Source organism: Stenotrophomonas sp. YJH_SMC_79, from assembly GCF_059367995.1.
Window position 1 is genome coordinate 110,547 of sequence record NZ_JCAFRK010000003.1, and the last position, 22,562, is coordinate 133,108.

Genomic DNA, 22,562 nt, shown 5'->3' on the forward strand with positions numbered 1-22,562 from the left:
GGCTGGGGATGCCGTCCACAGGCCGTCCACAGGGGGACTCCATGAAATCGATGCATGCTACGGCCCTGGCCGTGGCTTTCTGCTGCGTGCCCGCGCTGTCGGCGCACGCGACCGATGCAGCACCCATCCGCATTGCCGCCGAGGTACCGTACCGGGCCGAGGTCGGCGGTGAGCTGATCCGCCAGGAGTGCGCGTTCGGCCGCGATCTGAGCAGCAGCATCGTGCGCCATGCCGGTGGCAGGGTGGTGGTTGCCGCAGCCGGCGAAGACGCGGGACGCCGCCTGGACATCGTCGTGACCAAGGCCCACGCCGCAGGGGGGGGGGCCATTTCAGGACCGAAGTGGGGGCGCATCTATGGCGAACTGAAGGAAGACGGCCGCGTGGTCGGCAATTTCAGTTTCAAGCGCACCACCAGCCGGCCCTTCACCTTCCGCGCCTGCACCACCCTGAAGCTGGTGGCCGAGGCGCTGGGCGGCGATGTGGCCCGCTGGCTGGACAACCCCACGCTCGATCCGCTGATGACCGAAGAGATCGCGGCCAACTGAGCACGTGGCGTTGCCTGAACGCCGCCGCCACATTACTGAACCCCGCCGGGGAAACGCCGTCGATCGCGCCGCCATCGTCGGCTGACGGCTTTCCCCGGTGTCGGCTTTCCGACACAATCACGGCTCTTCCCGGGTTATCGTCCCGTGGACATGCACGCCTACGTCTATAAAAGCCAACTCAAGCCGGACACCTACGTCTACGTTCCCCGACGCGATGATTTCAGCGCGCTGCCTGCGCCGCTGCTCACCTCGCTGGGTGCGCTCACCTTCGTCCTGGACGTGGCACTGGATGCCCAGCGCCGCCTGGCCCAGGCCGACCCGGACAAGGTTCGCAGTGAAATGAGCGAGCGCGGGTTCTACCTGCAGGTGCCGCCGTCGGTGGCCAGCCTGATGCCGCGCCACTATGACTGATACGTCCCGTCCGCGCGCCCTGTCGATCGCCTTCGCCGTGGGCGCCGTGCTGGCGCTGGGCGCTGCCGTGGGCGGCGTTCCAGGCGCCATCCTTGCTGCGCTGGCACAGCCGGCGTTCGCGCTGGGCGTGTCGTGGTGGCGGCGCAGCCGCGCGCTGCTGCCGCTGAAGGTGGTTGCGCGCCAGGACCTGCCGGCATTGCTGGCGTTGTGGTCGGCCGCGCCGTTGTTGCTGGCGCTGCTGCTGGCCTGGCCACTGGCCGCACTGCGTGACAGCGGCAGCCTTGCGGCGGTGCTGGGCCTGAGCGTGCTGGTCAGTGCCGGCCTGCTCGCTGCCTGGCGCACCTGGCCGTTGTGGAACGATGTCGAACGGCTTGATGGCAGCCTGGCCCACCATTGGCAGGCGCTGGCCGGTCGCGACCTGACCGCCTGGCGCGGTCTCGGCGTGGCCGCGCTGGTGATCGCGCTGGCCGCGCTGGTGGTGCTGCCAGCCTGGCCGGGCCTGCTGCCGGAAAGTGCACGCTGGCCCGCCGCGCTGGCGGTGGTGCTGCTGTCACCACTGCTGCATCTGCTGCTGCAGCGGGTCAAGCCGGCGCCGCTGGTGGCGTTGCGCTCCAGCCCATTGGCGACGGCCAGCCACGAACACGAACCGATGTTCGCCGCCGCAGCCGAGACCGCGCCGCTGGAGGCGATGGCACCGCAGGAGCTGACCCCGGCACTGTATGAAGCCGCCCGCCATGGCCGCATCGACCGCGGCCTGCAGCTGCTGCAGGCCGGCGCCGATCCGTATGCGCTGCCCGACCCGAACTGGCGCGACCAGCGCAGCCTGGCGGTGCTGGCCGCGGTGCTGCCGGACCTGCGCCTGCTGCGCGAACTGATCGCCCGCGGCGTTGACGTGAACGTGCCGCACCGCGGCATGACGCCATTGCTGGCCGCCACGCGTGACAGCTGGCATGGCCGCCCCGAAGCGGTGATGACCCTGCTCGCCAATGGTGCCGACTCGCGTGCTACCGACAGCGATGGCAATACGCCGCTGCACCATGCCGCGCGCAGTTCCGACCCGGGCGTGGCCGCGCTGTTGCGCGATGCCGCCGCCGAAGTCGATGCATTGAACAACGAGGGCTGGTCGCCGCTGGCGGTGGCCTGCCAGGTCGGCAACTGGCGCCTGGCCCGCTTCCTGCTCGAACGCGGTGCGCGCAGCGAACCGGCCGAGGGCACGCCGGTGCTGTTGGCCGCTGCTGCCACCGAAGATGACGACCCGGCCGGGGTGCAGCTGCTGCTCAAGCACAAGGCGCGCGCCGACGCCCGCGATCGCCAGCGCCGCAGCGCGCTGCACGAGGCGGCGCTGGCCGGCCACGTGGAGATCATCGGCGTGCTGCTCGGCGCCGGAGCCAATCTGGAAGCGCGCGATGCCCTGGGCCGCACGCCATGGCTGGAAGCGGCCCGTGCCGGGCGCGCCGCGGTGGTCGAACACCTGCTGCCGCACAAGCCGGACCTGGTTGCCGTTGACGGCGAAGGCCGCAACGCGGTGCAGCTGGCGGCGATGGCCGAGGATGTCTCGCCGTTGCTGGTCAAGCGCCTGGTGGAGCTGGGCATCGCCGCCGACGCGACCGATCCGGTCGGTCGTCGCGCGGTGGATTACGCTGCCGAAGCCGGCCGCTGGGCGATCGTGGCCCTGCTGGACCCCTCCTACCCGTTGCCCGCCGCCGTCAGTGATGGCCTGGCCGAGCGTGGCGAGGCCGCCAGTGCCAGCGGCCTGCTGCCGGACCGCCCGCCGCTGACCCTGCTGCGCGAAGCGCTGGGCTTCGGCAACACCGAGGGCATGGCCGCGCTGGCCAAGCTGTGCCAGCCGGAAGAACTGGGTGGCCTGCTGCTCGACCCGGAGCTGGCGCTGGAGCCGCGTGCGGTTGATTGGCTGCTGGGCCACGGCGCCGATCCCTACGTGCGCGATGCCTGTTCCGACACGCCGATGTTCGCCCTGCTGTCGCGCGGCATCGATGCGGTGCCGGCGCTGCAGGTGATGCTGCAGCGTGGCCTGTCGCCGGCCGGCCGTGGCGGCCTCGCGCGCTTCCTTGCTGCCTGCGCCCAGCACGACCAGGCGGCGCGCGGCCTGGAACAGCTGGCGCTGGAACTGCTGGAGCGTGGCGCCGATCCGTTCGCAGCTTCGCCAGCCGGTGATCCGCCGCTGTCGCTGGCGGTGCGCCTGGGCTGGTTGCGCCTGCAGCAGGCCCTGCTGAAGGCAGGCGTCGATCGCGAAGCCCGCGACAGCCACGGCATGACCGCATTGCATCTGGCCACCGCGCTGGCCCGCGAAGGTGCGCTGAAGCTGCTGGTGCAGCATGGCGCCTCGCCGGAAGCACGCGCCGCCGATGGCCAGACGCCGCTGGGCGTGGCGCTGTCGATTGGTCGCCGCGATCTGGCCGACTGGCTGGACTGGCGGGTGTGGCCGTTGCCGCGCCGCACCCTGCGCGAAGCCGATCTGCCGGCCGCCGCAATGGCCGGTGACGTCGATGCGGTGCGCCGCCTGATCGATCTGGGCTTCGCCGTTGATGCGGTCGATGCGCAGGGCTGCACCGCACTGCTGCGCGCCGCCGGTGGTGGCCATCTGGCGGTGACCGACCTGCTGCTGGCGCGCGGCGCTGATCCGCAGCATGCGGCGGCAAGTGGTGCCACGCCGCTGTCGGCGGCGGTCAGCATGCGCCAGGTGGACATCGTCTCGGCCCTGCTCGACGCCGGCGCCAAGCTGGAACACCGCCTGCCGGGCGGCGTGACCGTGCTGATGCTCGCTTCGGCGCTGGGCCTGCCGGACATCGTCGCGCGCCTGCTCACCGCAGGTGCCGACGTGCATGCCGGTGATGCGCAACAGCTGGGCCCGCTGCACTGTGCCGCGCTGTATGGTTTCAGCGCCCGCGACCGTTCGCGCCTGCTCGCCCTGCTCGACACCCTGCTGCTGGCCGGTGCCGAACCGGACCAGGCCGCCGCCGGTTCGGTCACGCCGCTGCTGCTGCTGCTGGGTGCACGCGCCGAGCCCGGCACCGCCTGCGACGAACAGGTGGTGATGGCCGCGGTGGAACGCCTGCTGGACGAAGACGTGAGCCTTGAGGTGCGCGATCCGCGCGGCTTCGGTCCGCTGCACCTGGCCGCCCTGCATGGCCTGCCGCTGCTGGTGCAGCGCCTGTTGCGTGCCGGTGCCGATCCGGAAGTACGCGACAGCCTCAACCGCAGCCCGCGCGAGATCGCGGTGATGCGTGGCTTCATCGACGTTGCCGGCGAGTTCGAACCGCGCGTGCCGGGTGTTTCGTCGATGGCGCGGTTCCTGCGAGACAACGGCTGAGCACCGGGGTCGGATCCCTTTCCAACGGAAAGGGCTCTGACCCCGGCATCGCGTCATCCACGCATGGCGTGGATCTACGGAATCCCTAGGCTGCCGGCCAGCGGCCGGCACTACCGCAATCTGTGGTGGGTGCCGACCGTTGGTCGTCACGCCTACTTGTCGTCGCTTTCCGCGTCGGCCTCGAACAGGTGCATCAGGTCGTTGCGTGCATCGCGCGAGGTCTGGATCACGGCGGCCTCGTCGTCGTAGACCAGGTACTGGTCACGCAGCAGCTGCTCATCGTGCTCGCGGAAACGCTGCACGTGGCGCTCGGCCACAGTGGGGGCAACGCCCAGTGCAGTCAGCACGCGGCCACTCATCTCCAGGCTGGTGCCGAACACCTCGCGGAACGGCTCAGCCGACATGTCCATCAACCGCCACGCATGCTGGCGGTTGCGCGCACGCGCCAGCACCGTGGCATCCGGGTACAGCCGGCGCACCATGCGCACTGCGCGCAGATTGGTTTCCGGGTCATCCACGGTGATCACGAACACATCGATGTGCTCGCCGCCTGCCGCGCGCAGCATCTCCGGCCGGGTCGGGTCGCCGTAATACAGCTGGTTGCCGAATCGGCGCAGGTCGGCCACGGTGTCCGGGTTCGCCTCCAGCGCGACGAACGGCACTTTCTGGGCGGTCAGCAGGCGCGCGATCACCTGGCCGAAGCGGCCCATGCCGGCGATCAGTACCTTCGGTCGGTTGTCCGGCGCCACCTTGTCGGAGTCCGCCGGCTCGCGCGGAGCGGCTTTCTCCTGGCCGAGCAGTTTCAGCAGCGCGATCATCAACAGCGGCGTGATCGCCATCGACAGGCCGACGATCGCCACCAGCCGGTCGTGGTTGGCGTTGCCCAGCAGGTGCGCGCGCTGTGCCTCGTTGAACACCACGAAAGCGAACTCACCGCCCAGCCACAGCACGCTGCCCAGCAGCAGCGACTGCCGCGGGCTGAGCCGGGCGACACGGCCAACCGCGTACAGCAGGCTGAACTTGACCACCAGCAGGATGCCCACACCCGCGGCGATCAGCCACGGCTCGGCGGCGATGCGGTCCAGGTCGATGCCCATGCCCACCGCGATGAAGAACAGGCCGAGCAGCAGGCCCTTGAATGGTTCGATCTGCGATTCCAGCTCGTGGCGGAACTCCGAGTCGGACAGCAGCACGCCGGCCAGGAAGGCGCCGAGGCTGGGGCTGAGGCCGGCTTCCTGCATGAACCAGGCGGTGCCCAGCACCACCAGCAACGCGGTGGCGGTGAATACTTCCGGGCTGCGGGTCCGGGCAATGGTGCTGAACACCCGGCGCAGCACCGGTCGCCCGCACAGGATCACTACCGCCAGCGCACCCAGGGCCACGGCCGCATCTTCCCAGCGCAGGGTTTCATTCTTGACCCCGCCCAGCAACGGAATGGCCGCCAGCAGCGGGATCGCGATCAGGTCCTGGAACAGCAGGATGGCAAAGCCCAACCGGCCGTGGTCGCTGTTGATCGCTTTGTGCTCGGACAGCAGCTGCAGACCTACCGCCGTGGATGACAGCGCCAGCGCCACGCCCACCACCAGCGCGCTCTTCCACTGGAAGTGGTCGAGCAGCAGCAGGCCGCCCAGCACCAGTCCGGACAGCGCCACCTGCGCCGCACCGGCACCGAACACCGAGCGCCGCATCACCTTCAGGCGTGCCGGCGACAGCTCCAGTCCGATCACGAACAGCAGCATCACCACGCCGATCTCGGCGGCGCCGAGGATGCGGTCGGCGTCCTGCACGAAGCCCAGTCCGTCCGGGCCCAGCACCACGCCGGCCGCCAGATAGCCCAGTACCGCGCCGAAGCCGAATTTCTTGAACACCGGCACGGCGATGACCGCCGCCAGCAGCAGCACCAGGGCCAGTTCCAGACCACCGCTATGCATGGGAATACCTGGTCATCGGGGAAGCCCGCTGTGAGTCCGTTCGGGTGGGGAAAGCGTGGCGAACACCACCGCGCCATTATGCGCGCCGGTCCGTGTACGCACGAGAACAACCTGCGGGGCGGGGTGCTGCCGCGGCGGGAGCGGGTTGACCTGCATGGCCCACGGGTCCAGACTGCCCGCCGCTGGCGGCGCGTCCCCCAGCACACGCATCCCGGAGTCCCCAACCCATGTCCAGCGACAGTAGAAGTCGACCTCGTTCGACGCCAGCGATGGCCACCGCCTGACATCGGGACGGTTTGCCTGCGTTGGCGTTGCGCGAGGTCGCACCCCCACAAGGCAAACCCGATGAACCAGAAGCAATTGCTGCGCCCGGTGGCCGATGCCGCCGCCCTGGCCGCACCGCTGGCGAACTACAACACCGCTGACGCGGTGGAATTCCTCAACACGCTGGAACTCGTGCGCGCCGCGGAAACGCTGGCTGCGCTGCCGTTGCCGCGTGCGGTGAAGATGCTGGAAGCGCCGGAGCTGCACCGCAGCGGCGAGCTGGTGGCCGCATTGCCACCGGCCCGCGCCGCTGCCCTGCTCGGGCTGATGGCTGATGACCGGGCCACCGACATCGTCCACGAGCTGGACGAGGAAGAACGCGCACGGCTGATCCCGCTGCTCGGTACCGATGCCCGCCAGGCCATCCAGAAGCTGCTCAGCTACCCGCCGAACACCGCCGGTGCGCTGATGACCACCGAATACGTGGCGGTGCCCGCCAGCTGGACCGTGGCGCAGACCCTGCAGCACATCCGCCAGGTCGAGCGCACCCGCGAGACGGTGTACGCGATCTACGTGCTGGATCCGGCCAGCCAGCAGCTGCAGCAGGTGGTGACCATGCGCCGGTTGATCACCGGCCTGCCGGAGGAGTCGATCCTGGACGTGGCCCAGGTCAACCCACCGGTAACGGTGGACGCACTGATGGACCAGGAAGAAGTGGCACGGCTGATCCGTCGCCACGACCTGCTGGCGATCCCGGTGGTCGATGCGCAGCAGCAGATGCTCGGCATTGTCACCGTCGATGACGTACTGGATGCGTTGATCGAGGAATCCACCGAGGACGCGCACAAGTTCGGCGGCATGGAAGCGCTGGACAAGCCGTACATGCAGATCGGCTTCTTCGAGATGCTGCGCAAGCGCGCCGGCTGGCTGAGCGTGCTGTTCCTGGGCGAGATGCTGACTGCCAGCGCGATGCAGCACTACGAGGACGAACTGGCGCGCGCGGTGGTGCTGACCCTGTTCATTCCGCTGATCATGAGTTCGGGCGGCAACTCTGGCTCGCAGGCCACCTCGCTGCTGATCCGCAGCCTGGCGCTGCGTGAACTGCGCCTGCGCGACTGGTGGAAGGTGGCCATCCGCGAGATCCCCACCGGCATGGTGCTGGGCGCCATCCTCGGTTGCCTTGCCATCGTGCGCATCGTGATCTGGCAGCTGGGCGGCCTGCATGACTACGGCGAGCACTGGATCCTGCTGGCGATCACCATCGGTGCGGCGCTGGTCGGCATCGTCACCTTCGGCTCGCTGTCCGGCTCGATGCTGCCGTTCATCCTCAAGCGCCTGGGCTTCGACCCGGCCAGTGCCTCGGCCCCGTTCGTGGCCACCCTGGTGGACGTGACCGGGCTGGTGATCTATTTCAGCATCGCCGCGATGATCCTGCACGGCACGCTGCTGTAAGAGAAATGGGGACGGAGGGGATTAAGTCGTTTGTGGCACAAACGACTTAATCCCCTCCGTCCCCTTTTTTGGGTACCGTAGGCGTATGAGTACCTACCACCTGCAGTCCGTGTTCCGTCCGCAGTCGGTCGCGGTGATCGGCGGCAGCCCGCGTGAGCGTTCGGCTGGCCGCGCAGTGATGCGCAACCTGCGCGGCACGGGCTTCCCCGGCAAGGTAGCGTGGATCAACCCGCGGCACGCCGAGATCGATGGCATCCGCACTGTGAAGCGGCTGAAGGACCTGGACTGGGTACCGGACCTGGTGGTGATCACCGCCCCCGCAGCCATCGTGCCGCAGGTGGTGCGCACCGCTGCCGAGCGCGGCGTGCAGGCCGCAATCATCCTCACCGCGCACCTGGGCGAAGGTCCGGGCTCGTTGTCGGAACAGGTGGAAACGGTGGCGCGCAAGCATGGCCTGCGCATTCTCGGCCCACACTGCCTGGGCGTCATTGCGCCGCACGCGCGGCTCAACGCCAGCATCGCCGCGCACTTCCCGCAGGCTGGCGACCTCGCGCTGATCTCCGAATCCTCCGCCATTGCCGCCGCGCTTGTGGAGTGGGGCGTGGCCCGTTCGGTCGGTTTCTCCGCCGTGGTGTCGCTGGGCGACACGATGGACGTCGACTTCGGCGACCTGCTCGACTACTTCGCCACCGACTACCGCACCCGTGCCATCCTGCTCTATGTTGAGCAGATCAAGGATGCGCGCAAGTTCATGTCGGCCGCGCGTGCCGCCGCCCGTGCCAAGCCGGTGGTGGTGGTGAAGTCCGGTCGCGCCGAGCGGGTGCAGCCAGGCAGCCGCGATACCCACGTGCAGGCGTTGGCTCGCGCCGACGATGTGTATGGCGCAGCCTTCAACCGCGCCGGCCTGCTGCGCGTGAGCGCACTGGACGAACTGTTCACGGCTGCCGAATCGCTGGGCCGGTTGGGGACGTTCCCCGGTCGTCGCCTGGCCATTCTCAGCAATGGCGGTGGTGTCGGCCGCCTTGCCGTGGACCAGCTCATCGCATTGCGTGGCACGCTGGCCAACCTGTCCGACAGCACGGTCGAGAAGCTCGACGCGGTGCTGCCGCAGGGCTGGTCGCGCAGCAATCCGGTGGACATCGTGGTCGATGCCGACGGTGACCGCTACGCCGCGGCCATCGAAGCGCTGCTGGCCGACAACGAGAATGATGCGGTGATGGTGGTCAACGTGCCGACCGCATTCACGTCGTCCGCAGACGCCGCACAGGCGCTTACCCGCACGCTCGGACTGCGCCCGCGCCATCACCGCGACAAACCGGTATTCGCGGTGTGGCTGGGCAACGACGACCAGGCCACCGCCACGCTCAACGCGGCACGGGTGCCGACCTATCCGACCGAGGCCGAAGCGGTGCGCGGCTTCCAGCACCTGGTGCGCTACCGCGAGGCGCAGAATGCGCTGATGGAAACGCCACCCAGCCTGCCGCAGGATTTCAGTGTCGACGCGGCGGCCGCACGCGCGCTGGTCGATGCGGCGCTGGCCAACGGCCAGCAGTGGCTGGACCCACTGGCCACGCATGAGCTGCTGAAGGCCTACGGCATTCCCTCCGCGCCGGTGATGCATGCGCGCGATGCGCACGAGGCGATGGACCTGGCGCAACCGCTGCTGGAACGTGGCGCCAGCGTGGCACTGAAGATCCTGTCACCCGATATTCCGCACAAGTCGGAAGTCGATGGCGTACGCCTGAACCTGACGACGCTGCCGGCGGTGCAGAGCGCGGCCAATGCGATCCTGTCACGTGCCCGCCAGTTGCGGCCGGATGCGCGCATTGACGGCCTGCTGGTGCAGCCGACCATCGTCCGCCCGAAGGCGCGTGAGTTGATCGTCGGCATTGCCGATGACGCAACGTTCGGCCCGGTGATCGTGGTCGGTCGTGGCGGTACTGCGGTCGAAGTGATCAACGACAAGGCGCTGGCACTGCCGCCGCTCGACCTGCGCCTGGCCCATGAACTGATCGGCCAGACCCGCGCCTCGCGCATCCTCAAGGCCTACGGCGACGTGCCCGCCGCCGACGAGCGCGCATTGGCGCTGGCGCTGGTCAAGCTGGCACAACTGGCCGCCGACATTCCTGAAGTGCGCACGCTGGACATCAATCCGTTGCTGGTCGATGGCAAGGGCATCCTTGCCCTCGACGCACGCGTGGCGGTGGCGCCGTCGCGCATCCTGCACAAGGGCCGCGGCCATCCACGCTTCTCAGTGTTCCCGTACCCGAAGGAGTGGGAGCGCACCATTGAGCTGTCCGATGGCGGCCGTGCCTTCGTGCGCCCGGTGCGGCCGGAGGACGACGCGCTGTTCCGTGCGTTCTTCGCCCGCGTCAGCGACGAGGACCTGCGCCTGCGCTTCTTCCAGTCGGTGAAGCACTTTAGCCACGAGTTCATCGCGCGCCTGACCCAGCTCGATTACGCACGCTCGATCGCGCTGGTGGCGATCGAGCCGCGCAGTGGCGAGATGCTGGGCGCGGTGCGCCTGCACGCCGATGCGGATTACCACCGCGGTGAGTACGGCATCCTGATCCGCTCGGACCTGAAGGGCCACGGCATCGGCTGGCGGCTGATGGCGATCATGATCGAGTACGCCAAGTGGCTGGGCCTGGACGTGGTCGAAGGCCAGGTGCTGCGCGAGAACAGCACCATGCTGGCGATGTGCCAGAGCCTGGGCTTCAAGACCAGACTCGACCCGGACGACCCGACGGTGATGATGGTGACCCTGCCGGTACAGCAGGTCGAAGTGCCCGCAGTGCCGCCGGTGGCCTGACCGCCACCTCGTCGGCAGCGCCGGGCCATGCCCGGCGGTCCCCTCAGCGCACCGGCTCCACCACCACTGCCGTGCCGTAGCACAGCACTTCGGTCAGCCCGGTCATCACATCGGTGGCGTCGTAGCGCATGCCGATGATCGCGTTGGCGCCCAGCTGCCGCGCGTGCTTGACCATGTCGCGGTAGGTTTCCTCGCGGGCCTGTTCGCACAGCTCGGTGTAGATGGTGATGTTGCCACCGAACAGGGTCTGGATGCCGCCGAGGAAATTGCCGACGATCGAGCGCGAGCGCACGGTGATGCCGCGCACCACGCCCAGGTTGCGCACCACGCGATGGCCGGGCAACTCGAAGGCGGTGGTGACCAGTGAATCGTCGAAACGTGCCAGCGAGGTCGTCGGGTTGCCGCTGTTGTAGGGGTCTGCCATGGCCGCATCCTTGGAACGGGTAGGGTCGAGGGATGCATCCTAGCGTGTCGTCGCGCTGCTGGGCCGGTTCTGCAACGCACAGGGCCAGCCACGGCATGTCCTTGTCACCGCACCGGCGCGACAATACCCCCATGACCGACCGTACCCCCCTGTTGCTGCTGCCCGGCCTGCTCAACGACGCCGAGCTGTGGCGCTCACAGTTGCCTGACCTGGCCGACATCGCCGATTGCACGGTGGGCGACCAGACCCGTGGCGAGACCCTGCAGGCGGTGGCCGAGGACGTGCTGGCGCAGGCGCCGGAGCGCTTCGCGCTGGCCGGTTTCTCGCTGGGCGGTTTCGTCGCCCAGCAGATTCTGCGCATCGCGCCGGAACGCGTGCTGCAGCTGGCGCTGGTCGATACGTCGATCCACGCCGACTCGCCGGAGCGCGCCGAGCAGCGCCGCAGCCAGCGCGCCAGCGTGCGCCTGCCGGGGAAGTTCCACGGCTTCGGCGATGCGCTGATGCGCAGCTATATCGACGCCTCGCGGCTGGATGACTACGTGCTGGTGCAGCGCGTGCGCGACATGACCGCTCGCCTGGGCGCGGACGTGTTCCTGCGCCAGAGCGCGCTGGAACGCCGTGACGGCCATGACGTGCTGGCTGGCTACCGCGATCCGCTGTTGATCATCTGCGGGGCCAACGATCGCATCACGCCGCTGGCAGTGAGCGAGGAAATGCACGCCCTGGTGCCGCACTCGCAGCTGGTGGTGGTGCCCGATTGCGGGCACCTTGCCCCGATGGAGAAGCCGGACGAGGTCAGTGCGGCGATGCGTGGGTGGTTGTCTGCGGATTGAGGTGGGTTGGGAGGGCAGGCGGTTCGTTCCACCCCAGTTTGTTGTAGGCGTGGTAGCGGAGAATACCGATGCGTTCGCGCAACGCGTACTCCGCCAGCATCATGTTGAAAGAGGTTGGAAGGAGTCCTGGCATTGCGTCGGCATGATCGCTCGCAAGGCCTTAGGCGGCGATGCCGGCATGACGGAAGTACTGCAGGCTGCGCCGCATGTGCAGGCCCGAGGTGACGAGCACTATCTGGGTCGGCTGCATCTGTCGTGTCAGTTCAGCGCTACGGTGAGCGTTCTGCCAGGTGTTCAGGCTGGCATCCTCCAGCACCAACGACTGCGGAGGAATGGCCAGCGCATGGAGCTCGCGCGCGTAGACTTCGGCTTCCGAGGGAAGCCCTGTCCTGGTATGGCCACCGCTCACCAGGATCCTGCAGGTTGCCCCGGTGTCGTTGCAGGCGTGAAACGCCTGCGCGGCGACCAGCAGGCGGCTGTACCCCGGTACGCTTGGCCGCGAGTTGCCGGGTGAGCCCTGGAGTCCGGCGCCCAGCACGATGATGGTGGCCGAGGGCTGCCACTGGGGAGTCTGCACGTGGGGTGACGTCCCTTGGATGCCATCCAGCCACCATTGGGCAACCGGGCCGATACCCATCAGCAGCGGCAGTGATGTCAGCGCCATGACGATGGCGAGCGCGCGACGGCGTCGCCACAACGCCAGCATCGCGCACGCCCACAGGAGGAGCAGCAGAAGGGTCAGCATCGCAGTGGTCCGCAGGAATTCAACGAATCCGATAGCATGATCCGCGCACTCTTCGCATCATGGACATGCAAAGTGCGGAGCCAACCTCACGATGGCACCACCTCGCGCCGGTGTTGGCATCGTCATTGGCCTATCTGGCCGTGGCGCGCGTCCGTGGCAATGATCCCGCGCTTCTTCAATCGGTTCCGTTGGCCTGACGCTGCAGGTTCCCGGCTGGAAACTGTCGTTTCCAGCCGGCAGTTCCGTCGCCCAACTTGTGTCAGTTGCGACACTTTTACCCGACGCATCACGTGCGTATCGCGTTACTCAGTCCCACGCCGGCGCAATGCCTTCCGGATTGGCCAGGCGGTGCCCACGGTCCAGCTTGGCGATCTGCGCCATGTCTTCGTCGGTCAGGCGGATCGCTGCAGCTTCCAGATTGCCCGAGAGATTCTCGCGCCTGGTCGACGACGGGATCACCGAGAAGCCCTGCTGCAGCGCCCACGCCAGCGCGATCTGCGCCGGAGTGGCCTGGTGACGGCCGGCAATGGCCTGGATCACCGGGTCCTTGATCACCTCGCCATAGGCCAGGCTCATGTAGGCGGTGATGTGGATGCCGTTGTCCTGCAGGAACTTCACCAGCAGGCGGTTCTGCAGGTACGGGTGGATCTCGATCTGGTTGGTGGCAATAGCATCGGCGCCCAGGATGCCGATCGCCCTGCGGGTCTGTGCGATGGTGAAGTTGGAGATGCCGATGGCCTTGGTCAGGCCCTGTGCCTTGGCCTCGGCCAGCGCGGTCAGGTACTCCTCCATCGGCACGTCGACCTTGTCGTTCGGCGACGGCCAGTGGATCAGCGTCAGGTCCACATGATCGGTGCGCAGCTTTTCCAGACTGGTACGCAGGCTTGCCAGCAGCGCTTCGCGCTTGAACTCGGTGATCCAGACCTTGGTGGTCAGGTAGATCTCTTCGCGCGGCACGCCGGAATCGGCGATGGCCTGGCCGACCTCGGCCTCATTGCCGTAGATCTGCGCGGTATCGATGGCGCGGTAGCCGACATCCAGCGCGTTGTGCACGGAATCGATCACGGTCTGGTCTTTGAGGCGGAAGGTGCCGAGACCGAAGGCGGGGACAGTCATGGGGAGCTCCAGCAGAGGGGAGGGATGCGAATATCCGGCAAAGGGTAGGCCAGTGGCCGCATGCGTGCCGGCAACGGTGCATTGCACCACCGTACCGGCAGGGCGCCGGCACGGCATGACTTATCTCAATGCGCGCCCACGGCGATGCCATCGACGCGGTCATCGATGCCGTCGCGGCGGTCCAGGCGGCCGCTGAGCACGGTCAGCGCATACGCACCCACCACCACCAGCGCGCCCAGCCACGGCGTGTGCATCAGGCCGATGTGCTCCACCACCAGGCCGCCGAGCGAGGCGCCCAGCGCGATGCCGATGTTGAAGGCGGCGATGTTCAGCCCCGAGGCCACGTCGGTGGCCTGCGGCGCATAGCGCTGCGCCTGCTTGACCACGTAGACCTGCAGGCCGGGCACGTTGCCGAACGCCACCGCACCCAGTGCCAGCACCGTCAGCAGCATCAGCCAGGTGTTGCAGGCGGTGAAGGTGAGCACGAACAGCACGACGGCCAACAGGGCGAAGATGCGCTTCAGTGCGGGCACCGGACCCATGCGGTCGGCCATGCGCCCGCCCCACAGGTTGCCGATTGCCACCGACACGCCGTACACCAGCAGCACCAGGCTGACCGCATTGGCGGAGAAACCGGTGACGTCCTGCAGGATCGGCGCCAGATAGGTGAAGGTCAGGAAGGTGCCGCCGTAGCCCAGCGCGGTCATCGCATAGACCAGCAGCAGGCGGGGCTGGGCGAGTACGGCCAGCTGCTGGCGGAAGCTGGCCGGCGCACTCTGCGGCACGCTGCGCGGCACGAACAGCAGCGCGCCGAGCAGGGCGATCACGCCCAGAGCGGCCACCGCCAGGAAGGTGGCGCGCCAGCCCAGGTGCTGGCCGATGAAGGTGCCCAGCGGCACCCCGGTCACCACCGCCACGGTCAGGCCGGTGAACATGATGGCGATCGCGCTGGCGGCCTTCTCCTTCGGCACCACCGCGGTGGCGATGATCGAACCGATCGAGAAGAACACGCCGTGGGCGAGGCCGGTAAGGATGCGTGCAGCGATCAGTGAGGTGTAGCCCGGTGCCATGAACGCGATGATGTTGCCGACGGTGAACAGCACCATCAGCGCCACCAGCAGGGTCTTGCGCGGCACGTGGCCGGTCAGCGCGGTCAGCACCGGCGCGCCGATCGCTACGCCCAGCGCGTACAGCGAGACCAGCAGGCCGGCGGAGGGCAGGCTGACCTGCAGGTCGGCGGCGATGGTCGGAATCAGGCCGACGATGACGAACTCGGTGGTGCCGATGGCGAAGGCACCGAGGGTCAGGGCCAGCAGGGCGAGGGGAATGCCACGGATCATGGCAGGCTCCAGAGGGAAGGAAGGCGCGCAGTGTGCGCGGCGCACCTTTGCCTAAAAACCCATCGTCACGCCAATCACTCTTGCCTCGTGGTCAATAATGGCGCCATGAAAACCACCCTCGATGAAATGCAGGCGTTCCTGGCGGTGATCGACAGCGGTTCGATCAGCGCCGCGGCCGAGCAGCTGGGGCAGACGCCCTCCGGCGTCAGCCGTGCGCTGGGGCGGCTGGAGGACAAGCTGGGCACCACCCTGCTGACCCGCACCACGCGCCGCCTGCACCTGACCGCCGAGGGCGAGGCCTACCTGCGCCATGCACGGGCGATCATCGATGCGGTGGAGTCCGCTGAGGAACAGATGGCCGCCCGCCGCGAGCGCCCGGCCGGGCGCCTGCGCGTGGATGCGGCGATGCCGTTCGTGCTGCACGTGATCGCGCCGCTGGTGGCCGGGTACCGCGCGCGCTACCCGGAGGTGCAGCTGGAGTTGAACAGCTCCGAACGCTACATCGACCTGCTGGAACGGCGCACCGACCTGGCGATCCGGATCGGTCCGCTGGCCGATTCCACCCTGCATGCGCGACCGTTGGGCCGCTGCCAGCTGCGGCTGGTGGCCAGTCCGGCCTACCTGGCGGCGCACGGCGAACCGACCAGCGTCGCCGCGCTGGGCCAGCACACGCTGCTCAGCTTCAACGAACCGGAATCGCTGAATCACTGGCCGCTGCCGGGCGATGCCGATGGCCTGCTGCGGGTGCGCCCGGACATCGCGGTGTCCAGCGGCGAGACGTTGCGCCGGTTGGCGGTGGAAGGGGTGGGCATCACCTGCCTGTCCGACTTCGTGACCGACCGCGACCGCGCCGCCGGCACCCTGGTGCCGGTGCTGGCGGCACAGACGCTGGACGTGTACCAGCCGATCCATGCGGTGTATTACCGCAACACCGCAGTGTCGGCGCGGATCAGCTCGTTCCTGGATTACCTGGGTGAAGCGATGGCGCAGAGCGGTTACCTGCGCTGAGGTCGTGGTGGGGTTGCCGGCCAGCGGCCGGCACTACCGTTCATCACGAGGGTAGTGCCGGCCGCTGGCCGGCAACCAAATCCGTCAGGCCGCGCGCGCCAGCGCGTCCTTTGCTGCTGCCGTGGTCGACAGATCAAATACATCCACTGCATCGATCAACCGGTTCGCCTGCTGTTCCAGGCTGCGTGCGGCGGCACTGGCTTCTTCCACCAGCGCGGCGTTCTGCTGGGTGGTGCCATCCATCTGGATCACCGTCTGGCTGACCTGTTCGATGCCCGCGCTCTGTTCCTGCGAGGCCGCGGAGATCTCGGCCATGATGTCGGTCACGCGCTGCACCGACGCCACGATCTCGGCCATGGTGTCGCCGGCCTCGCGCACGCGCTGCGCGCCGTGGCCGACCTGTTCCACCGAGGCTTCGATCAGTGCCTTGATCTCCTTGGCGGCACCGGCCGAGCGCTGTGCCAGGGTGCGCACTTCGCTGGCAACCACCGCGAAGCCTCGGCCCTGCTCACCGGCGCGTGCCGCTTCCACCGCGGCATTCAACGCCAGAATGTTGGTCTGGAACGCGATGCCATCGATCACGCTGATGATCTCGGCGATCTGCCGCGACGAGGTCTCGATCGCGCCCATTGTCGCCACCACCTGGCCGACCACGCTGCCGCCCTGCGAGGCGACCGTGTGCGCGCCGATGGCCAGCTGGTTGGCCTGGCGTGCGTGCTCGGCGTTCTGGCGCACGGTGGAGGTCAGTTCCTCCATCGATGCCGCGGTCTCCTCCAGATTGGCCGCCTGTTGTTCGGTTCGGCGTGACAGGTCGTTGTTGCCGGCGGCGATTTCCGCCGCCGCGGTGTGGATGTTGCCGGAGGCGTGCTTGATGTCGGTGACGATGGTCGCCAGCTGTGCAGCCGTGGTGTTGGCGTCGCCTGCAATGCGTGCGAACACGCCCTGGAAATCACCGTGCATGCGAGCGCCGAGGCGGCCGTCGGCAATCGCGCGCAGCATGCTGGAAACTTCGCCCAGGTTCAGCTCGGTGGTCTGCATCAGGCGGTTGAGGCCATCGACCATCGCGCGGAAATCATGCTCGAAGCGTGCGCTGTCGCCGCGCTGGCTGAAGTCACCGGCGGCAGCGGCTTCGGCCAGGCGGCGGATCTCGCCGTTGATCACACCGAGGTTGGCCTTGGCCGTATCCAATGCGTTGGTGATCACGGCCTTTTCGCCGGGCAGGCGTTCCATGTCCTGGCTGAGGTCACCGATGGCGTAGCGGCCCATGATTGCAATCGCACGCAGCTTTACCTGGATATGTGCATCGACCAGTGCATTGCTGTCGGCGACCATTTCGCCGAATGCGCCCGGGAACGCACTGGCATCCATGCGATGGCTGATGGTGCCGGCGTCATGCGCCTGCGCCATCGTCGCCTGTGCGTCCAGTACGCCGCGCAACGTGGACTGCACCGCCTGCATCGCTTGGGCGAGGCGACCGATCTCGTCGCGGCTGCGCACCTGCACCACGTGCTGCAGATCACCAGCGGCCACGGCACGTGCAGCGGCTTCCACCGCCAGCACCGGCTGCACCACCGCACGCCGCAGCCACCAGGCCAGGCCCATCAGCAACAGCACGGCGGCCAGCACGGTCAGCGCTGCGCACAGCAGCAGTGTCTGCCGCGCCTGCTGCGAGCGTGCCGCCACGGCCGCCTCCGCCACCTGCGTGGCATGCGTGCTCAATGCATCCAGTGCCGTAGCCACCGGGCGATCCTTGCCGCGCACGAGGTTGTCGCCGGCGGCGGGATCGTAGCCGGCCTCCGCAAACGCCTGCAGGGCAGCGTGGTAGTCCTTCTGCAGCTGCGTGTGCAGGCCGATGAAGGCCTGTGCCAGTTCACGCGTGCGCGCGTCCGGGCTGGCCAGCAGGCCCTTGGCCAGCTGCTCGACCAGGCGGCCCTCGCTGTCGAAGGCGTCCAGATGGCGCTGGCGCAGCGCGTCGTCGTGGCCGCGCAGCAGCACGTTCTTCCATTCCTGCACCTGGCCGCGGAACTCGCGCTGCAGGCGTTCGGCGTCGCGGTTGTGCGCGACTTCGGGCGGAACCTCGGTGGAAAGCTTCAACCAGGCGGAGGCCAGGCCCGCCAGAGCGCACAGCAGGACCACGGCAAGACCAACGGAAACCGCGCCGAGCAGCTTGGACTGCAGGCGCGGAGCACGGACAGACGCATTCATGGGGAGGGACTCTCGGGAAGGGGCGATTCGGTATCGACCGCTGCCACCTCCCTCTGAAGTGCGACTTGGATCACATTCCCGTTTCGTTTAGCGATGTGAAGAGGATATTTCATAGGACATATGTGTCCATATGGAACGAAAGCGGACCCTCGACAGGGGATTTAAATGTAACTATGGTTGTTACATGAAATCCGCGAATCCCCTTTCCGACGCCCTGCACGTGATGGCGCATCTGGTCGGCCATGCCACCCCGCGCACCTCCGAGCAGCTGGCGGCGTGCCTGCCGACCCATCCGGTGGTGATCCGCCGCCTGCTGGCACAGCTGCACAAGGCCGGCCTGGTGCGCAGCACCCGTGGCCACGGCGGCGGCAGCCAGCTGGCCCGCGATGCGGCAGCCATCACGCTGCATGACATCTACCTGGCGGTGGGGGCACCTCCGCTGGTGCAGGTCGGCGCTCGCGATTCCGGCGGCGGCTGTCCGATCCAGCAGCTGGTCAACAGCGCCCTGCTGGAGGGCGCACGCGAGGCACAACGGATGCTTGAACAGCGATTGCAGGCGACCACGCTGGACCAGCTTGGCGCCGACTTCGCCCGCCATCTTGCCCATCACCGTTCCCTGGAAGGTCACCATGAATCCTGATGTGCTCATCGTCGGCGGCAGCTATGCCGGCATTGCCGCCGGCCTGATCCTGGCCCGTGCCCGTCGCCCGGTTACGGTCATCGACGCCGGATTGCCGCGCAACCGCTTCGCCAGCCATTCGCATGGCGTGCTGGGGCTGGATGGCATCAGCGGCGCCGAGCTGCTGAAGACCGCGCGCCAACAACTGCTGGATCACCCCAGCGTGCGCTGGCTGCACGCCGAGGCGGTGCAGGCCACCGCCAGCGCAGGGGGCGTGGAAGTGCATACTGCTGACGGCCAGGTGCTGGCCGCACGCAAGCTTTTGCTGGCCAGTGGCATTGCCGACCAGCTGCCGGAACTGCCGGGGCTGGCCGAGCGCTGGGGCAGCACCGTGCTGCACTGCCCCTACTGCCATGGCTATGAAGTGGGTGGTGGTGCCATCGGCCTGCTCGGTGGCCATCCGATGTCCGCCAGCAAGGCGCCACTGTTCGCCGATTGGGGAAATGTCACCTTCTTCAGCCAGGGCCTGCCGATCACCGATGAGGAGCTGGCCGCCATGCAGCAGCGCGGCGTGCAGATCGAGACGTCGCCCGTGCTGGGCGTGCAGGGCGACCAGCCGACCTGGCTGGAAGTGGAGCTGGCCGACGGCCGCCGCATCGCCCAGCGTGCGCTGTTCGTGCCGGCCACCCAGGCGATGGCCACGCCATTGGTGCAGCAGCTGGGCTGCACATTGGTCGATAGCCCGCTGGGCGTGCTGATCGAGGTCGATGCGATGAAGCAGACGTCGGTGCCGAACGTGTATGCGGCAGGCGATGCGACGACGGTCGGCAACATCACGCTGGCCACCGCCGAGGGCGTGCGCGCCGGCATCGGCGTGCATCACGCGCTGGTGGCCGAGGACAGCGTGCCGCGCTGAATGTCTCGGGGTCAGATCCCTTTCGCAGAAAGGGCTCTGACCCCCGACATGACGTGCCGCCCTGGCAGAGGCCGGCCGTAGCCGGCATCGCTCCATCATCCTTTCACGCACAGCACCTGGCGCAGGGTGTGCACCACGTCAACCAGGTCCAGCTGGGCGGCCATCACATCATCGATCGACTTGTACGCCGCCGGTGACTCGTCCAGCACGCCGCTGTCCTTGCGGCATTCCACATGCGCGGTGGCCTCACGGTGCTGGGCCAGCGTGATCTGCTGGCGCGCCGTGCCACGGCTCATCACCCGGCCGGCACCGTGGCTGCAGCTGTGGAAGCTGTCCGCGTTGCCCTTGCCGCGCACGATGTAGCTGCGCGTGCCCATGCTGCCGGGGATGATGCCCAGCTCGCCCTCGCGGGCACTGACCGCGCCCTTGCGCGTCACCAGCAGCTCCTGGCCGTGGTGCGTTTCCTTCTGCACGTAGTTGTGGTGGCAGTTCACCGCCATCGCCGCCAGCTGGAACTTCGGCAACCGGTGGCGCATCTCGGCCAGCACGCGCGACATCATCGCCTCGCGGTTCTGCCGGGCGTAGTCCTGCGCCCACGACACGGCTTCGACGTAGTCATCGAACAGCGGCTCGCCTTCCATGAAGAACGCCAGGTCCTTGTCCGGCAGGTGGAAGCCGAGCACGCGCCGCGCCAGTTCCTCGCGCGCCTTCTCGATGAAGTAGGTGCCGATCAGGTTGCCGGTGCCGCGCGAGCCGCTGTGCAGCATCACCCACACCGTATCCGTCTCGTCCAGGCACAGTTCGATGAAGTGGTTGCCACCGCCCAGCGTGCCCAGCTGACGGTCCAGCTTGTCGGTGCGGATCTTCCGGTGCCTGTCCTTGATCTTCTCCAGCCCGGCGGCCAGCCCGGACTGCACCAGCCGGGTGTGGATGCTGTCGGGCATGCGGTGATGCTCGCCGCCACGGCCATTGCCGACCGGGATGCTGCGCTCGATGCTGTTGCGCAGCTGCCGCAGGTCATCGGGCAGGTCATTGGCGCGCAGCGTGGTGCGCACCGCCGCCATGCCACAGCCGATGTCGACGCCGACCGCAGCCGGGATGATCGCACCACGGGTCGGGATCACCGAGCCCACGGTCGCGCCCTTGCCCAGGTGCACGTCCGGCATCACGGCCACCCACGGTCCGACGAACGGGATCGCGGCGATGTTGCGCAGCTGCTCGTGGGCCTGCGCTTCCAGCGGTACCCCGTTGACCCAGCCCTTGATCGGCGTGGTGCCCTCGGCATGCAGCCATTGATAGTTGTGTTGAGTGTCCATGTCTTCGTGTTTGTCCTTGATGGGCCGGCGGCGCGTCCCTGCGCCGCCGCTACCCCCTACCTGATCGTCACCAGCTGCTTCAGCACGCCATCCAGGCCGCCGAACACGGTGAGCTTGTCGATCTTCTCGGTGACCTTCTCCAGTGCCTCCAGCTCCTTCAAGCGCATCAGCACCGGGTTGTCCTCGATCAGCTTTGCGGTGTTGAGCTGCGAACGCGTGGCGTTGGCCTCCTCGCGGCGGCGGATCACGCTGGCCTGGGCCTGCTTCTCGGCCAGCACCACGCCGTTGAGGATCTCCTTCATCTCGCCCGGCAGGATCACGTCCTTGATGCCCACGCCGAGCAGCCGCACGCCGTGGCCCTCGATCGTCGCCTGCACATGGGCAGCGATCTCGCCGTCCAGTGCCGCCTTGTCGCCCAGCAACTCGTCCAGGCTGCGCGCCGCGATCGCCTGGCGCAGGCCGAACTGCAGCTGACGGTAGACGAACTCATCGGCGTTGCTGAGCGTGCGGTGCGCACGCACCGGGTCGACCACCTGCACGGTCGCGGCCAGGTTCACCCGCAGGGTCACCTTGTCGCGGCTGAGCAGCTCCTGGCCGGACACGTCCAGCGAACGTGCACGCAGTTCCACACGCTCCATCGACACGTTGCCGTTGAAGTTCCAGAACGCGTGCAGGCCGGCGTCCAGCGTCTGCCGCAGCGTGCCATCGATGAACAGCAGGCCCACCGACTCGCTCGGCACGGTGCTGATCACCGCCACACGCGGCAGCACGCCCAGCTGGCCCAGGCGCTGCTGCACGTCCGCCGGAATGCGCGGCTCGTCGCCCAGCGCCATCACGCGTACCTGGGTGTCGACAGAACCGCGCCAGTACAGGCGGCGGCTGCCCGGCGGCAGCACTTCGTCGATGCGGCCGTTGCGCAGCAACAGGCCGACCTCGCTGGCGCCGACGTTGGCCAGCACGAAGTGCGTGTCCAACCGCGCGCCCAGCGCCTCGATCAGGCTGTCCTGGTCGCTGCCGGTATAGGCCGCGCCCTTCGATGCAGTGTGGATGTCCACGTGCGGCCGGCCGCCGAACGGCGACAGGCGGTGCACGCCCGGCAGCAGGATCTGCTGGAAACGACGGTTGCGATACACCAGGCCGCGCTCGCCGTCGCCGATCACGACCTTGATGGTCCAGAACATGGGAGTCTCTCCTTGTATGGCTCTGGTGGTTCGACCCGTTGCGGATGAATCGCCATGACCCGGGTCGATCCGGTCGTGGCGAGGCCGCCTGCACATCACGTGCAGGCGGCGGA

17 protein-coding genes are annotated in these 22,562 nt (G+C 68.1%); 9 read left to right on the top strand and 8 right to left on the bottom strand.

Annotated elements, in window-relative coordinates; genetic code table 11:
• Positions 1–41 precede the first annotated feature (41 nt).
• The 3 genes from AC5P57_RS11600 (at position 42) to AC5P57_RS11610 (ending at position 4,287) form a co-directional block, all read left to right on the top strand.
• Entirely contained in the window at positions 42–545 is a 504-nt protein-coding gene (locus AC5P57_RS11600; protein ID WP_262235528.1) for a hypothetical protein, read from the top strand.
• Between the two features lie 150 nt (positions 546–695).
• Positions 696–956 carry a YcgL domain-containing protein gene (locus tag AC5P57_RS11605; RefSeq protein WP_049431711.1) on the top strand — a complete coding sequence of 87 codons (261 nt, stop codon included), beginning with the start codon at positions 696–698 and terminating at the stop codon, positions 954–956.
• Positions 949–4,287 carry an ankyrin repeat domain-containing protein gene (locus tag AC5P57_RS11610; RefSeq protein WP_495219582.1) on the top strand — a complete coding sequence of 1,113 codons (3,339 nt, stop codon included), beginning with the start codon at positions 949–951 and terminating at the stop codon, positions 4,285–4,287. Before AC5P57_RS11605 ends, AC5P57_RS11610 begins: the two co-directional genes overlap by 8 nt.
• Positions 4,288–4,439: 152 nt before the next feature.
• On the opposite strand, the gene AC5P57_RS11615 is transcribed toward AC5P57_RS11610, so the two are convergent.
• A complete protein-coding gene (locus AC5P57_RS11615) occupies positions 4,440–6,218 on the bottom strand; it encodes a monovalent cation:proton antiporter-2 (CPA2) family protein (protein WP_262235526.1) in 1,779 nt (592 codons plus the stop codon).
• A 345-nt stretch (positions 6,219–6,563) separates the two neighbouring features.
• Here AC5P57_RS11615 and mgtE point away from each other — a divergent pair, with 345 nt between their 5' ends.
• Positions 6,564–7,934, top strand: coding sequence for a magnesium transporter (gene mgtE / locus AC5P57_RS11620; RefSeq protein ID WP_099551749.1), 1,371 nt, complete (start codon positions 6,564–6,566; stop codon positions 7,932–7,934).
• Positions 7,935–8,019: 85 nt separating this feature from the next.
• Positions 8,020–10,746 carry a bifunctional acetate--CoA ligase family protein/GNAT family N-acetyltransferase gene (locus AC5P57_RS11625; protein WP_262235525.1) on the top strand — a complete coding sequence of 909 codons (2,727 nt, stop codon included), beginning with the start codon at positions 8,020–8,022 and terminating at the stop codon, positions 10,744–10,746.
• Between the two features lie 43 nt (positions 10,747–10,789).
• Here the strand turns inward: AC5P57_RS11625 and AC5P57_RS11630 are convergent, their stop codons facing one another.
• A complete protein-coding gene (locus AC5P57_RS11630) occupies positions 10,790–11,170 on the bottom strand; it encodes a YbjQ family protein (RefSeq protein ID WP_049426729.1) in 381 nt (126 codons plus the stop codon).
• A 131-nt stretch (positions 11,171–11,301) separates the two neighbouring features.
• On the opposite strand from AC5P57_RS11630, the gene AC5P57_RS11635 reads away from it, so the two are divergent.
• Entirely contained in the window at positions 11,302–12,003 is a 702-nt protein-coding gene (locus AC5P57_RS11635; RefSeq protein ID WP_262235523.1) for an alpha/beta fold hydrolase, read from the top strand.
• Positions 12,004–12,163: 160 nt separating this feature from the next.
• On the opposite strand, the gene AC5P57_RS11640 is transcribed toward AC5P57_RS11635, so the two are convergent.
• From AC5P57_RS11640 to AC5P57_RS11650, 3 genes are all read right to left on the bottom strand, one after another.
• The gene (locus AC5P57_RS11640; RefSeq protein WP_262235521.1) at positions 12,164–12,748 is read right to left on the bottom strand and encodes a YdcF family protein; all 585 of its coding nucleotides are present in this window, start codon (positions 12,746–12,748) and stop codon (positions 12,164–12,166) included.
• 306 nt (positions 12,749–13,054) lie between these two features.
• Positions 13,055–13,864, bottom strand: coding sequence for a 2,5-didehydrogluconate reductase DkgB (gene dkgB / locus AC5P57_RS11645; protein WP_262235520.1), 810 nt, complete (start codon positions 13,862–13,864; stop codon positions 13,055–13,057).
• 125 nt (positions 13,865–13,989) lie between these two features.
• A complete protein-coding gene (locus tag AC5P57_RS11650; protein WP_262235518.1) occupies positions 13,990–15,204 on the bottom strand; it encodes an MFS transporter in 1,215 nt (404 codons plus the stop codon).
• Between the two features lie 105 nt (positions 15,205–15,309).
• Here AC5P57_RS11650 and AC5P57_RS11655 point away from each other — a divergent pair, with 105 nt between their 5' ends.
• A complete protein-coding gene (locus tag AC5P57_RS11655) occupies positions 15,310–16,212 on the top strand; it encodes a LysR family transcriptional regulator (RefSeq protein ID WP_142807026.1) in 903 nt (300 codons plus the stop codon).
• A gap of 84 nt (positions 16,213–16,296) precedes the next feature.
• On the opposite strand, the gene AC5P57_RS11660 is transcribed toward AC5P57_RS11655, so the two are convergent.
• Positions 16,297–18,417, bottom strand: coding sequence for a methyl-accepting chemotaxis protein (locus AC5P57_RS11660; protein ID WP_142807025.1), 2,121 nt, complete (start codon positions 18,415–18,417; stop codon positions 16,297–16,299).
• 184 nt (positions 18,418–18,601) lie between these two features.
• On the opposite strand from AC5P57_RS11660, the gene AC5P57_RS11665 reads away from it, so the two are divergent.
• Both AC5P57_RS11665 and AC5P57_RS11670 read left to right on the top strand, forming a co-directional pair.
• The gene (locus tag AC5P57_RS11665; protein ID WP_099551741.1) at positions 18,602–19,057 is read left to right on the top strand and encodes an Rrf2 family transcriptional regulator; all 456 of its coding nucleotides are present in this window, start codon (positions 18,602–18,604) and stop codon (positions 19,055–19,057) included.
• Positions 19,047–19,952: an NAD(P)/FAD-dependent oxidoreductase gene (locus tag AC5P57_RS11670; protein WP_262235516.1), complete on the top strand. Its 906-nt coding sequence runs from the start codon at positions 19,047–19,049 to the stop codon at positions 19,950–19,952. Before AC5P57_RS11665 ends, AC5P57_RS11670 begins: the two co-directional genes overlap by 11 nt.
• A gap of 95 nt (positions 19,953–20,047) precedes the next feature.
• Here AC5P57_RS11670 and AC5P57_RS11675 read toward each other — a convergent pair whose 3' ends face one another.
• Both AC5P57_RS11675 and AC5P57_RS11680 read right to left on the bottom strand, forming a co-directional pair.
• A complete protein-coding gene (locus AC5P57_RS11675; protein WP_142807022.1) occupies positions 20,048–21,268 on the bottom strand; it encodes an RtcB family protein in 1,221 nt (406 codons plus the stop codon).
• Between the two features lie 56 nt (positions 21,269–21,324).
• Positions 21,325–22,449, bottom strand: coding sequence for a slipin family protein (locus AC5P57_RS11680; RefSeq protein WP_495219583.1), 1,125 nt, complete (start codon positions 22,447–22,449; stop codon positions 21,325–21,327).
• Positions 22,450–22,562: the final 113 nt, after the last annotated feature.